The following is a 14,636-nucleotide window of genomic DNA, read 5'->3' on the forward strand; positions in this document are numbered from 1 at the left end:
GCTTTGCTCTCACGCGACATGCTGCACCACCGCGACGTGGAATCGGATTACGGCCGGATGAGCCGAGGCGCCGAAGCTCTCGTTGTTCCGATGCATTGTCATTCGTCTCCTCGGTTGGCTGGTGCCGATGGAACCCCACATGTCGGTTGCATCTCGAGCAGTGCGCTCTGCCGAATTCATGTCGACAGGCGTTCTTCGGTTTTGCGCGCTCGCACACCGAACACCGTGAACAACGTGGCCACGAATGCGGTGACCACCAACAGAACGAGGCCGATCGTGTAGCTGTGGTCGACCGAGTCGTACGTGGCACCCATGACCAGCGGAGGGAAGAAGCCACCGAGTCCGCCTGCGGCACCGACGATACCGGTGATCGAGCCGACCCGCTCCTGTGGCGCTTCCTTGGCCACCCAGCTGAACACCGACCCCGAACCCAGGCCCATGAATACGGCCGTCAACACGAAGTTCAGTCCGGCGAGGAACTCGAGGGGAGGTTGAGTGATCATCCAGACCGCCATCACCGCGGCACCACCACACGAAATCGCGGTGATCAGGCGCGCACCGAAGCGGTCCGACAGCACACCCCCGATGGGCCGGGCGACAACCGCAGCAATCGCGAACCCGGCCGTGCGGGTACCGGCCGCCGCAAGGTCGAAGTCGTACACATCTTTCAGGTACGTCGGCAAATACGTCGAGAAGGCGACGAACCCACCGAACGCGGCGGCATACAGGAAACCCATCTGCCACGTGATCGGCAATTTCGCCGCACCGACCAGTTTGGGTACGACCGCGTCATGGTTGGGAGACCACCGCGGAGAATCACGCATGAACATCCAGCAGACTGCGGCGGTGACAACCAAAGCAACCGCAATGACGACATGGGTGGTCACATACCCGAACCACTCAACGAACCGCGGTGTGAAGAACGCCGACAACGCGGTGCCGCCCATACCGGCTCCGAAGACTCCTGTCGCAAATCCCCTGCGAGACTTGTCGTACCAGCCGTTGACGAACGGGATTCCGACCGCGAACGAGGTGCCGGCGATTCCGAGGAAGAATCCGGCCACGAGCAGAATCGTGTAGTTGCCCAGGTGTCCGCCGAGAGCGACGAGGAAGACGAACGGCACGGACGCCAGCAGCAGAATCGGAAACATGATTCGGCCGCCCAGGCGGTCGGTGAGCGCACCGGTCAAGATGCGCCCCAGTGAACCGACCAGAATCGGTATCGCCACCAACACCGACTTCGCTGTAGCGGATAGTTCCATGTCGGACGCGTATCGAACACCCAACGGGCCGATCAGGTTCCACGCCCAGAAGCTGATCGTGAACGCGAGTGTCGCAAGAGCGAGGTTCAGTGATTGCGCGCGTCGATCGAGTGGGGTCTCGACAGGAGTGCTCATCGATCACGATCCTTCGTTCCGACCGGTGCCCAACCGGGCCGGTACTGGCGATTTCCTGGCGACGAGTGCCTGTCGCGGCTGCGGTAGACGATGTACGGGCGAAACAGGTAATGCACCGGCGCGGTGAACATGTGCACCAACCGAGTGAACGGCACCATGGCGAACAGCAGCATCCCGACGAGGACATGGATGTGGAAACGCATGGGCGCGTTGCTCATCGCCTCGACATCCGGCTGCAGATAGAACAGAGACCTGAACCACGGCGAGACCGTCTCTCGATAGTTCACCCCTTCCTGACCGGGCACAGCACCGAGGAGGGTCACGTAGAACCCCAGCAGCAGAGCAGCGGTCAGGACGAGGTACATCACCTTGTCGTTACGAGTGGTCGCCATGAACACCGGTCCGACGCGTCGACGTCGGTACACGAGAATGACGAGACCGACGAGAGTACACACACCGGCGATCAACCCGAAGAATGCCGAATTCAGGTGGTAGACACTCTCGGAGATCCCGAAGAACTCGGTCCACGACTCCGGGACGAGCAGACCGATGGCGTGGCCGATGATGACGACCAGGATGCCGAAGTGGAACAGCGGTGACCCGATACGGAGCAACCGCGATTCGTACAACTCCGACGATCGGGTGGTCCATCCGAACTTGTCGTACCGGTAGCGCCAGACAGTGCCGCCGATGAGCAGCGTCAGCACCAGATACGGAAGTACGCCCCACAGAATCGTATTCACGTCGTCACCTCGTCTCGGCGATGGGTAGCAGACGCGGATCGAAAGCCTCCAGGCCCACCGTTTCGATGGGTATCGTCGCCCGGAGGGCAAGCGCGGACTGGCGATCCGTCGGCGATTCCCCCGGAAGGCAGGCACAGATCGCGGTCATCACGTCGGCGTACGGGGTGCCGAGATCGACCAGGCCCAACCGAATGAGTTCCAGCGCTGCGCGGTAGACCGTCAACAGCTCCACCGCCGTGGCCGGCTGGTCGCGAGCACAGAATTCGAGCACGACCGGAAGATGGTCGGGTAGCTCCCCATGGAGATCGACCAGATAGCCGCTGTCGCGATAACGCTGTTTGAACTCGCCGAGCACCGAGCCGCGGCGGCGGGTGTCTCCGTCCGTCCAGTACGACAGATACAACGTGCGTTTGCTCGAAAGATCGAACACGTCGACGTACTCGCGCTGCAGCTTGTCGATATCCGAGCCCGCCAGGTGGTCGACGAAACGCTCCAGGGGCGCAGCGACAGTACGGTCGGGATGCTCACCGAGCGCCTCTCGTAGCAAACCGATTCGGGCCAACAGCTGGGAATCCGGGTACGTCAGGCACCAGGCTGCGGCCTGGTAGATCACCCGCTGGTCGACTTCTCGTCGACCCCGCAACCACCTCACGGCGTCTCCGAACTCTTGGGGAACATTCCCGACGGCACGCCGTTTCCGTCCCAGTTCAGCAAGTTGACTCGACCGGCCAGACTGTCGGCTCCCGCCGCGGTATCGGAGGTCTGCCGGTGTTTGAGAGCGTGGAAGGTCTCCACCGACACCGGGGCCGGACGACCGCTGGCCTCACCGAAGGCACCGGACTCGAACATTCCGGGGCCTTCCTCGTAGTCCAGTGAGCAGGCCATCTCGTCGAGTTTCGCGGCCTGTTCATGGTGCGCGGTCGGAATGACATAGCGCTCTTCGTATTTGGCGATCGCCATGAGCCGGTACATCTCGTACATCTCCTCTTCCGACATTCCAACGGAAGCGGGGATGTCGGCGTTCGGCTCACGACCGAGGGTGATATCGCGCATGTAGGCGCGCATGGCGGCGAGTCGTTTGAGAACGGTGTCGATGACATCGGTGTCGCCTGCGGTGAACAGTTCGGCCAGATACTCGACGGGGATGCGCAACGCCTCGATCGCCCCGAACAACGTGCCGTATCCTTCGGCGTCGTGTCCCTGCTCGGCCAGCAGATCGACGATCGGCGACAGCGGTGGGACGTACCACACCATCGGCATCGTGCGATATTCCGGATGCAACGGAAGCGCGACCTTGTATTTCTTGGCCAGCGCGTACACCGGGGAACGTCGGGCCGCGTCGATCCAGTCGTCGGGAATGCCGTCGGCGCGCGCCGCCGCGATCACACTCGGATCCTCGGGGTCGAGGAGCAGATCGAGTTGTGCCTCGTACAGGTCCTTCTCGTCCGGTGTCGACGCCGCGTCGGTCACCGCGTCCGCGTCGTACAAGAAGATTCCGAGATATCGAAGCCGACCGACGCACGTCTCGGAGCAGATCGTCGGTTGGCCGACCTCGAGTCGCGGGTAACACAGCGTGCATTTCTCGGCTTTGCCCGACTTGTGGTTGAAATAGATCTTCTTGTAGGGACATCCGGTGATGCACTGCCGCCAGCCACGACACTGGTCCTGGTCGACGAGGACGATTCCGTCCTCGCTGCGCTTGTAGATCGCGCCCGACGGGCACGAGGCCATGCACGACGGGTTGAGGCAGTGTTCACAGATTCGCGGCAGGTAGAACATGAAGGTCTGCTCGAAGCTGAACTTGACGGCCTCCTCGGATTCGCTGCGGAGCTTGGCGACGATCGGGTCGAGGTCGCCGTACTCCGTGGCGCCGCCCAAGTTGTCGTCCCAGTTCGCAGACCAGCTGACCTTCGTATCCTTGCCGGTCAACAGAGATTTCGGCCGGGCCACGGGGAAGTCGTCACCGAGTGGTGCATCGATGAGCGTCTGGTAGTCGTAGGTCCAGGGCTCGTAGTAGTCGGCGATCGTGGGTTGAACGGGACTGGCGAACAGAGTGAGCAGTTTCTGCAGTCGACCGCCGGTGCGCAGGCGCAGTTTGCCTTTCGCGTTCAGATGCCAACCGCCGCGCCACTTCTCCTGGTCCTCGTAGCGTCGTGGGTACCCCTGCCCGGGGCGGGTCTCGACGTTGTTGAACCACACGTATTCGGTGCCGGCCCGGTTGGTCCACGCCTGCTTGCATGTCACCGAACAGGTGTGGCATCCGATGCACTTGTCCAGATTCATCACCATGCCCACTTGGGCCATGACTCGCATCAGTAGGTCACCTCCTGGCTACGTTTACGAATGGTGGCCACCATGTCGCGTTGATTACCTGCGGGACCGAGATAGTTGAAGGCGTAGGACAATTGGGCATATCCGCCGATGAGATGCGTCGGCTTCACCAGCAGCCGAGTGGCGGAGTTGTGGATGCCGCCGCGACGGCCGGTGGCTTCCGACTTGGGAACATCGATGGTTCGTTCCTGAGCATGGTGGACATACGTGACGCCGGTCGGCATTCGGTGGCTGACGACAGCACGGCAGACCACGACGCCGTTGGCGTTCACACACTCGATCCAATCGTTGTCTTTCACGTCGATCGCGGCAGCGTCCTCGGGACTGAGCCACGCCGTCGGCCCGCCTCGGGACAGCGACAGCATGAAGAGGTTGTCCTGGTACTCGGAATGGATCGACCACTTCGAGTGCGGAGTGAGGTATCGAACGGTGATCTGTTGCGCGCCATCGGGGCCGAGCCTCGGCTCGCCGAACAACCGGTGCATGTCCAGAGGTGGTCGGTAGATCGGCAGCGATTCACCCATGTCGATCATCCAGTCGTGATCGAGGTAGAAATGCATTCGTCCCGTCAGTGTGTGAAAGGGCTTGAGCCGCTCGATGTTCACGGTGAAGGGTGAGTAACGCCGACCCCCGGTCTCGGACCCCGACCACTCCGGCGAGGTGAGCACGGGAACTGGGCCACGCTGGGTGTCGGCGAAGGTGATGCGCTTGTCCTCCGCGCCCGCTGCCAGATCGTCGAGACGCTTTCCGACGCGCTTCTGCAGCTTCTCGAAACCGTCCTTCGCCAACGCGCCGTTCGTCGTACCGGAATAGGCGAGAATTGCCTCGGCCATCTTGACGTCCGTGTCGATGGCCGGACGCCCTTCGGCAGGACCCGACGGCATCACGCCGTTGCTCGCAGCCAGTCGGGCACTCTGCTCGGCCACGTCGTAGGTCACATTCTTGACCGCGAAACCCAACGTGTCCGCCAGTGGTCCGACGGCTGCCAGTTTGTCCGCGATGGCCGTGTAATCGCGTTCGACCACAACGAAGTTCGGAAGATTCTTGCCTGGCGTCCCCGGATCGGGCGAACCCTGCCAGTCCGTCACCCTGCCGTGCGGCTGTGCCGTCTCACCGGGGGTGTCGTGCTGCATCGGAACGCTGACGAGATCGTGGCGCACCCCGAGGTGCGTCTTCGCGAGAGACGAGAGCTTGTCGGCCAGTAGGTGGAACAGATCGAAATCCGACTTCGCCTCCCACGGCGGGTCGATCGCGGGTGAGAAGGCATGCACGAACGGGTGCATGTCGGTCGACGACAGGTCGTGCTTCTCGTACCAGGTCGCAGCCGGAAACACGATGTCGGACAGCAGCGTCGTCGACGTCATTCGAAAATCGGCCGACACCATCAGATCGAGCTTGCCCTCGGGTGCTTCCTCATGCCACTTCACGTCGTTCGGCCGCGGCGTGTTCGGGTTCTCGGTGCCCAGCACGTTGTGGTGGGTGCCCAACAGGTTTCGCAGAAAGTACTCGTTTCCCTTGGCCGACGAGCCCATCAGGTTCGAGCGCCAGAGAATCAGTGTGCGCGGCCAGTTCTCGGGCGCGTCGACGTCGGTGATCGCGGCGGTGAGGCCGCCGTCGTGCAACTTCTCGGCAACATACCCGCCGACCGTGGACGCATCCCCGGTCTCCACGGCAGCATTCACCTCGTCTGCGAGATCGAGCGGATTACGGTCGAACTGCGGGTAGAACGGCATCCAACCCATCCGCGCCGATTGCGCGATGGCGTCGGCAGTGTGTTCGTGGGTGATCGAGCTCTTCGACAACGGCGAAGCCAACGACGCCGTCGAATAACCGTCGTTTCGCCATTGGTCGGTGTGCATGTACCAGTACGACGTACCGGTCATGGTCCGCGGCGGCCGCGACCAGTCGAGTGCATTGGCGAGAGAGATCCACCCGGTGATGGGACGGCACTTCTCCTGACCCACGTAATGCGCCCAGCCTCCGCCGTTGCGGCCCATGCACCCGGTGAGGATGAGCAGGGACAGTATGGCGCGGTACGTGGCGTCGCCGTGGAACCACTGACAGATGCCTGCACCCATGATGATCATCGAGCGCCCGCCGGAATCGATGGCATTGGTGGCGAACTCGCGAGCCACACGGACAGCGGCTTCGGCCGGCACACCGGTGATCTCGGCCTGCCAGGCGGGTGTGTACGGCGTGCTGACGTCGTCGTAGCCGGTGGGCCATTCTCCCGGTACTCCGTCTCTGGCTACGCCGTACTGCGCGAACATGAGGTCGAAGACCGTGGTGACCAGAGCCCCGTCGACCCGGATCGCCGGGACTCCGCGCCGCAATACCCTGCCCGAACCATCGGGGGCATCGAATGCAGGAAGCAGTATTTCCACGTTCTCGGTGCTGCTCCGCCCGTGCAGGGTGAGCACGGGCGTGATCGATCCGAGATCGAGATTCCAGCGACCTTCTCCCGATGCCGAGAACCGAAACCCCAGAGATCCGTTGGGCACCACGGGTTCGCCGGTTCCCTCGTCGAGTACGACCGTCTTCCAGACATCGTCCTCGGCAGCAGCGCCGTCGGGCAATGCCGCGAGTTCGTCTGCGGTGACGAACTTTCCGGGCACGTAGGCACCGTCGTGCTCGTCGAGATGGATGAGAAACGGAAGGTCACTGTAGGTCTTGATGTAGTCGTCGAAGAACGACACCGATCTCCGGGCGAAGAACTCGGTGAGGATGACGTGTCCCATCGCCATCGCGAGCGCGCCGTCGGTACCCGCCTGAGCCGGAAGCCATTCGTCGGCGAACTTGCTGTTGTCGGCGTAGTCGGGACTCACGGTGACGACTTTGGTTCCGCGGTAACGCACTTCGGCCATCCAATGCGCATCAGGAGTACGCGTGACGGGAACGTTCGATCCCCACATCATCAAGTAGGTGGCGTCCCACCAATCGCCGGATTCGGGAACGTCGGTCTGGTCTCCGAAGACCTGCGGGCTGGCTACCGGCAGGTCGGCGTACCAGTCGTAGAACGAGGTCATCACGCCGCCGATGAGCTGAACGAAGCGGGTGCCCACGCAATGCGAGACCATCGACATCGCCGGGATCGGCGAGAATCCGGCACAGCGATCCGGACCGTACGTCTTGATGGTGTGAACGTGCGCGGCAGCGGCGATCTCTGTCGCCTCGTCCCAAGAAACGCGTACCAGACCGCCCTTGCCACGCGCCTGCTGATACGACTTTCGACGCAGTGGATCACCGACCACGTCGGCCCAGGCCAGCACCGGATCGCCCAGACGTGCCTTCGCGGCCCGGTACATCTCCACCAGTACCCCACGGGCATAGGGATGCCGAACACGAGTGGGTGAGTATGTGTACCAAGAGAATGCAGCACCACGAGGGCACCCACGAGGCTCGTATTCGGGACTGTCCGGCCCGACCGACGGATAATCGGTCTCCTGCGTTTCCCAGGTGATGATGCCGTCTTTGACGTAGACCTTCCACGAACAGGAACCGGTGCAGTTGACGCCGTGCGTGGATCGAACAATTTTGTCGTGACTCCATCGGTCGCGGTAGAACACGTCGCCCGCTCGGCCACCCTCGCGAAAGACCGTACGACCGTCTTCACTCTCATCCCAGCGAGTGAAGAACTTACCGACGTCGAGGAGAGCCTTGGCTGCATTCCCCTGTACGGCGTTCGAGTGAGTATCGTTTGGCCGGGCCATACCGTTCACCGTACAAAGAACGGTGATTGTGCCTCGGGCTTTTGCCGAAATTCGAGCCCGCACCCGATTGCCTAATTGTATTACGCATTGTCACGGCAATAACGCAGTCCCGGAACAGGACTGGACTCACCCATCCCGAATATGGTGGGCAATTTCAGCCTGACAACGAAGGCGATGTTCTGGTTTCTTGTATCCAAATGTACTTTCGGTTTTTTTTCGAGCAGTGCTATGGCAAATGAGCACTTGCCTTGATATCAATAAAGCATGGATGCAACCAGGGAATGGTTGCATCACACTCACGCGAACAGAGGAGTCCTTCGTATGTTCTCGTCCAGCGAACTCGAACCGAACCTTCTTGTCCTTCTCACTGAGCTGTTCACCGGAAGCGCGGACAACGGGAACGCGCCCGCGTCCTGAGCCGTACCGGCGATGCCGGGTACGGCCCTGGCGTTCGGTCGCACAATAAAATCCGTACATCGAGACCATCACCGCTGCACGTCCGTTCGTCGGCGGTGAATCCACGGGCACTGCACTCGGCGACGGAGCGCTGGCCTGTTCACCGCACATTTTCTGGACTTCATCGACCACAAGGTCCGTGAAAACTCGAACAACGATCTGGGCCGAGGGGTATCCGTGACACTGATACACACTGCGACACACAAACACCGGGTGCCGCCGGAGCATCGGGTGCTCGGACTCGATCGAAGGACGTTTCCACCCGCACTCTTCGTTGTCGCGGTATTCGTCATCATGACCTTCGTGATACCGCGTGTCGATGCAGCAATCGGCTTGGAGGACCCCGTTCTCGCAGGAGAGCAACTGGCGATCACCGAGAACATCATTTTCACCCCGGCCACCGGCTGGACCGTCGAAGAGGGTTTCCGCGTGACCGACGACGGCCGCAGACACGGCGACGCCACCATCTCCGATAGTGGCGTGACCTTCCAGATCTCGGCGGACTCGTTCGCCGGCACACCCGACGAGCTTCTGGATCAGGTCGAGAAAGTCACTTCCCGCACCGACGACCCGACCTTCCGGGTCGACGGGGACCGCACCACCCTCACGACGTTCACCGGAGAGACCGGGGTCGCTCAGCCGTACAGCAGCGTGAACGGCGACGGCGTGGTTGCAGCATTCGTACTCGACGGCACCGGTCTCAAGATCGCCGCATACGGTCCTCCCTCTCAGATGACGGCAGCCAACGACAGCATCCAAACCATGATCGCGAGCATCCGTACCGTAGACGGGAACAACGCATGAGCGAGACCGGAACGAACACAGCGACGCATGCCGTGAGCCCCGACGCCCGGCGACGCCAAGCCGAGGCTCTCGAGGTCTCGGGTTGGGGTGAGCGCTTCGTATTCGTACAACCTCACAACCTCTCGTTCTGGGTGTACGTGCTCCTGATGGGACTCGGCGCTTTCCAGACGTGGTCCTTCTTCCAACCGACGGCCGGGTTCTACGCAGACGGATTCGTGGCAGCGGCGGTCCTCTGCGGTCTGTGTGGTCTGGCGTGGTTCGCCTGGTTCCGCCACATCGACCGGTGGGAACGTCAGCCGGGCCGCCTGATCGTCGCCGCGCTCCTGTGGGGTGGTGTTGCGGCTACGTTCGCATTCGCGTTGCCCGCGAACAACGCGTTGCTCGGCATCTATTCCAAGTTGTTCGGGCAGGAATGGGTTGCAGACTGGGCGGCGGGTGCCGCGGCACCGTTCACCGAGGAGGCTGCGAAACTCTGCGGTTTCGTACTACTCATGGGCCTTGCCCCGCGCTTGATCAGAACCGCGAACGACGGCCTGATCATCGGGGCTTTCATCGGACTCGGGTTCGCGGTGTTCGAGGACTTCCAATATGCCGCCAACTCCACCGCTGGGGCATTCGGTACCGATCCGGTCGGTCAGGCCGTGTCGATGTCGTTCACCCGTATCGCGGTCAGCTTCGCCTCGCACCCGCTCTTCAGCGCCCTTGTCTGCTCGGGTGTCATCTACCTCATCGGCACCGCGGCCCAGCCACGTCGGATCGGGCGCGGACTGGCCTTCGTGTTGTTGGGCATGTTTCTGCACTTCACCTGGGACGACGCAGGCGGACTCGGCCAGGGTGGCATCCTGACCATTCCCGTCATGATCGCCTCCATCGTGCTCGGTTTCACGGTGCTGACCATCGCGTTCCGGCGGGCAGCGCCGCGGGAGTACCAGTTCGTCCGCGACATCCTCGCCCCCGAGGTCGAAGCGGGAACCGTAACCGACGCCGAGATCGACGGCATTCTGGAGAAGAAGGCGCGTAAGGCCTTCATCAAGTCCGCGCCGCATCACAAGTCCCGTCGAGCACGCAAGCACCTTCGGCGCGCGATTCTCGACCTCGCCCACGACCTTGCCCACGACAAGGGAGCCGACACCGAGGCCGTACGTCACTCTCGCTCGGAAGTCGAGCGCCTACGCGCCAAGGCCGGCTGACCGAGAACCACGTGAAACCGGTACCGCCCAAATGCATTTCGGACGGTACCGGTTTTTTTGTGTCCCGGCCCTACGGCATCCGAGTCAGAAGTCGGCGCTCGTGGAAGCAGCAGCCGTGACCGACGGTGAATTGCCCTTCTCGGGCGATTGACCACGCGTGGTCCACTGCCAGTCCCGCACGGCCGGCAGGTCGTCACCGTGCTCTCGGGTCCACTGTCGCGCACGCCTTCGGGTGTCGACCATCTCCTGCCGAAGCGACGCCGCCCTCGAGCCGAGTCGTGGAGTGCGGTCGATGACGTCGATGACCAGATGGAACCTGTCCATGTCGTTCATCATGACCATGTCGAAGGGCGTGGTGGTCGTTCCCTCCTCCTTGTAGCCACGCACGTGTAGATGGGCGTTGTTGGCTCGGCGGTAGGTCAGACGATGAATCAGCCATGGGTAGCCGTGATAGGCGAAGATCACCGGCACGTCCACCCCGAAGAGGCTGTCGTACTCGCGTTGCGGCATCCCGTGCGGATGCTCGGTCTCGTCCTGCAGCCGCATCAGATCCACCACGTTCACGAACCGCACTTTCAGGTCCGGCAGACCCTCCCGCAGGATGCTGACGGCGGCGAGCGCCTCGAGGGTGGGGACATCGCCTGCGGCAGCGATCACCACGTCCGGATGTCCCTCGTCGTTGGAGGCCCACTCCCAGATCCCTGCTCCCCGAGCGCAGTGCAGATCGGCCTCGTCCCCGGTGAGCCAATCGAACGACGGCTGCTTGCCCGACACGACGACGTTGACGTAGTGCCGACTTTCCAGGCAGTGCTGCATGGTGGACAGCAACGTGTTGGCATCCGGCGGCAGGTAGACCCGCACGACTTCCGCTCGCTTGTTGACCACATGGTCGATGAAGCCGGGATCCTGGTGCGAGAATCCGTTGTGGTCCTGACGCCACACGTGTGAGCTCAGCAGATAGTTCAAGCTGGGCACCCGTGGTCGCCACGGGATGTCGCGGGTGGTCTTGAGCCACTTCGCGTGCTGGTTGAACATCGAGTCGACGAGGTGGATGAACGCCTCGTAGCAGCTGAAGAGCCCGTGCCGTCCGGTCAGGGTGTAACCCTCGACCCACCCTTGGCAGGTGTGCTCCGACAGTATCTCCACCACGCGTCCCGATCGCGCCAGGTGCTCGTCGGTGTCCACGATGGTGCCGGCGAAGACCTTGTCGGTGACCTCGTACACCGGGTTGAGCCGGTTCGATGCAGTCTCGTCCGGGCCGAAGATTCTGAAGTTCGTGGGGTTGTCCCGCACCACGTCGATCAGGTATTCACCCAGGACCCGCGTCGGCTCGTGGATCGACCCTCCAGGTTCGCTGACCTCGACGGCTCGGTCACGAAAATCCGGCAACCGGAGGGGACGGGTCAGCAGGCCTCCGTTGGCATGCGGGTTGGCGCTCATCCGACGGTCCCCCACCGGGGCGAGCGCCCGCACCGACTCGATCAACACCCCGTCGGTCCCGAACAACTCCTCGGCCCGGTACGACCGCATCCACTGCTCGAGCTGAGCGCGATGCTCGTCGTTCTCGCGAGTCGCCGCCAGTGGAACCTGATGGGCCCGCCACGTACCTTCCACCGGCAGCCCGTCGACGACCTTCGGACCGGTCCACCCCTTGGGGGTGACCATCAGAATCATCGGACCGGGACGCCGTTCGAGGTCGCCGTCCACCCGCGCTGCGCGCTGATTTTCCGTGATCAGATCGTGAGCCCTGTCCATGGCCTCGGCCATCTGCTGGTGCACCTGCGCCGGGTCGTCGCCCTCGACGGTGATCACCTCGTGGCCGTAGCCCCGCAGCAGGCTCTCCAGTTCCTCGCGGTGAATGCGCGCCGGAACGGTCGGGTTGGCGATCTTGTAGCCGTTCAGATGCAGGATCGGCAGCACCGCCCCGTCGTGGACCGGATCGAGGAACTTGTTGCTGTGCCACGAGGCGGCCAACGGCCCGGTCTCGAACTCTCCGTCACCGACCACCGCGACGACAACGAGGTCGGGGTTGTCCATCGCCGCACCGTAGGCGTGGGAGAGCACGTACCCGAGTTCACCGCCCTCGTGGATCGAGCCCGGCGTCTCCGGTGCCACGTGACTGGGAATTCCGCCGGGAAAAGAGAACTGCCGGAAGAGCTTTCGCAGTCCGTCGGTACCCTGCCCGATGTGCGGGTAGACCTCGCTGTACGTGCCTTCCAGGTACGCGTTGGCCACCAGAGCCGGCCCGCCGTGCCCGGGTCCGGCCAAGAAGATGGCATCGACGTCACGGTTGCGGATGAGCCGATTCACATGTGCGTACACGAGATTCAGCCCGGGACTGGTCCCCCAGTGACCGAGTAGGCGCGGCTTGACATCCTCCGGAACGAGCTCACGCTCGAGCATCGGGTTGTCGAGGAGGTATATCTGTCCGACCGACAGGTAGTTCGCTGCCCGCCACCACCGATCGATAGCGGTCAGCTCCGCTTCGTCGAGCGCTACTGTGCTGTCAGAGACCATGGTCGCTCCTCGATTCTCTGTGTTCGTCGAACATTGCACTCTCCCTGTCGTCAGACCGTGATGTCGCCCGTACCGAGCAGCACGAGCGCGAGAATTGCTGCCCCCGTGAGCAACCCGCACACGATGCGTTCCGGGCCGGTGAACACCCGACCCGAATGCTCGCGCCGAGCCACGACGTAGAGCAGCGTCCCCGGGGCGTACACCAGGCAGCCGAGCAGCACGTACTCCACGCCTGCCGCGTACAGCAGGAAGACGGAGTACACGACTGCCAGGATCCCGATGACAACTTGACGGTGTCGCTCGGTGTCATCGCCCGGACCGTAGGTCTCGCGAGTGAGAGTCAGCTTCACCGCGTACGCCGCCGCCAGCAAGTAGGGAATCAGAGTCAGGGCCGTGTCCAGCGAGAGCATGAAGTCCAACGCGTCACCGACGACCAGAACGAGCAGCAGGAAGATCTGCACGCTGATGTTCGTGAGCACCAGGGCTGCCACCGGTGTTCCACCGGCGTTCTCTCGGGCGAGCCGTTTGGGCAGGATCCCGGTTCTCGCGGGCATGAACATGACCTCGGCGTTGAGTAGTGTCCACGCGAGGTACGCACCCAACACCGAGATCACGACCCCCAGATCGATCAGCGTCCCGCCCCAGGGCCCGACGACCTCTTCGAGTACGACGCCCATCGACGGGGCCGCGGCGTCGGCCAGGTCCGTGCGGGGAAGCACGCCGTACGACACCGTCGTCACCGAGCCGAAGAGTGCGAGCGTACTGAGCAGGCCCACCAGGGTTGCACGGCCGATATCGGCGCGCTTCTGGGCGATCCGTGAATACACGCTCGCCCCCTCGATGCCGAGGAAGACGAAGGTGGTCAGGAGCATGGTGTCGGTGACCTGCGTGAACAGGCTCTCCCCCGTGTCACGGCCCCAGAAGTTCTGGGCGAACACGCTGGGGTCGAAGGCCACCACGCAGATCACGACGAAGACGGCGATCGGCAGCAGCTTGGCCGCTGTCACGATCCTGTTGATGATCGCTGCCTGACGGATCCCCCGGACGATGAGCAGGTGAACGACCCAGATGATCACTGACGCGCAGATCACCGCGAGCACCGTGTTTCCGGCTCCGAGACCAGGGAGGAAAGCTCCGATGCTCGCCATGGCGAACGTCAGGAAGAACACGTTTCCGACGATGTTGCTGGCCCAGTATCCCCACGCGGCGTTGAAGCCTGCATAGTTCCCGAAACCCTCTTGGGCGTAGACGTAGATTCCGCTGTCGAGGTCCGGTTTCCGCAGGGCGAGCGACTGGAACACCAGTCCGAGCATGAGCATTCCGGATCCGGCGATGGCCCATGCGATGAGGGACCCGACCACACCGGTGGCGGAGCCGAAACCACCCGGGAGGGTGAAGATCCCGCCACCGACCATCGACCCGACGACCATCGCGGTCAACGTGGTCACGTTGACCTTGCGGTCCGCCTGTTCCGCGGTACCCGTCATG

Annotated in this window: 9 protein-coding genes; 2 read left to right on the forward strand and 7 right to left on the reverse strand. The window is 62.9% G+C overall.

What is annotated here, in order from left to right:
* Positions 1-176 precede the first annotated feature (176 nt).
* From ABZ677_RS07800 to ABZ677_RS07820, 5 genes are read right to left on the reverse strand one after another with little or no spacing between them, the layout of a single operon-like run.
* Positions 177-1,397: an MFS transporter gene (locus ABZ677_RS07800; protein ID WP_037192443.1), complete on the reverse strand. Its 1,221-nt coding sequence runs from the start codon at positions 1,395-1,397 to the stop codon at positions 177-179.
* The gene (gene narI, locus ABZ677_RS07805) at positions 1,394-2,140 is read right to left on the reverse strand and encodes a respiratory nitrate reductase subunit gamma (protein ID WP_037192446.1); all 747 of its coding nucleotides are present in this window, start codon (positions 2,138-2,140) and stop codon (positions 1,394-1,396) included. The genes ABZ677_RS07800 and narI overlap by 4 nt, the downstream gene beginning before the upstream one ends.
* 4 nt (positions 2,141-2,144) lie before the next feature.
* Positions 2,145-2,792 (reverse strand): nitrate reductase molybdenum cofactor assembly chaperone, encoded by a 648-nt coding sequence (gene narJ, locus ABZ677_RS07810; RefSeq protein ID WP_094633307.1) that lies wholly within the window; start codon positions 2,790-2,792, stop codon positions 2,145-2,147.
* Complete coding sequence (narH, locus tag ABZ677_RS07815; protein ID WP_094633306.1) at positions 2,789-4,453, reverse strand: nitrate reductase subunit beta; 1,665 nt, start codon at positions 4,451-4,453, stop codon at positions 2,789-2,791. Before narH ends, narJ begins: the two co-directional genes overlap by 4 nt.
* Positions 4,453-8,181, reverse strand: coding sequence for a nitrate reductase subunit alpha (locus tag ABZ677_RS07820; RefSeq protein ID WP_358368058.1), 3,729 nt, complete (start codon positions 8,179-8,181; stop codon positions 4,453-4,455). Before ABZ677_RS07820 ends, narH begins: the two co-directional genes overlap by 1 nt.
* A 633-nt stretch (positions 8,182-8,814) precedes the next feature.
* Between ABZ677_RS07820 and ABZ677_RS07825 the strand changes: the two genes are divergently transcribed.
* Positions 8,815-9,441 carry a hypothetical protein gene (locus tag ABZ677_RS07825; RefSeq protein WP_358368061.1) on the forward strand — a complete coding sequence of 209 codons (627 nt, stop codon included), beginning with the start codon at positions 8,815-8,817 and terminating at the stop codon, positions 9,439-9,441.
* The gene (locus ABZ677_RS07830; RefSeq protein ID WP_052047822.1) at positions 9,438-10,631 is read left to right on the forward strand and encodes a PrsW family intramembrane metalloprotease; all 1,194 of its coding nucleotides are present in this window, start codon (positions 9,438-9,440) and stop codon (positions 10,629-10,631) included. The genes ABZ677_RS07825 and ABZ677_RS07830 overlap by 4 nt, the downstream gene beginning before the upstream one ends.
* An 84-nt stretch (positions 10,632-10,715) precedes the next feature.
* Here ABZ677_RS07830 and ABZ677_RS07835 read toward each other — a convergent pair whose 3' ends face one another.
* Entirely contained in the window at positions 10,716-13,148 is a 2,433-nt protein-coding gene (locus tag ABZ677_RS07835) for a phosphoketolase family protein (RefSeq protein ID WP_052047823.1), read from the reverse strand.
* A gap of 50 nt (positions 13,149-13,198) precedes the next feature.
* Complete coding sequence (locus ABZ677_RS07840) at positions 13,199-14,635, reverse strand: basic amino acid/polyamine antiporter (protein ID WP_358368066.1); 1,437 nt, start codon at positions 14,633-14,635, stop codon at positions 13,199-13,201.
* Position 14,636: the final 1 nt, after the last annotated feature.

It is taken from the genome of Rhodococcus sp. NPDC006774 (genome assembly GCF_040636045.1).
In the GTDB taxonomy this organism is placed as follows: domain Bacteria; phylum Actinomycetota; class Actinomycetes; order Mycobacteriales; family Mycobacteriaceae; genus Rhodococcoides.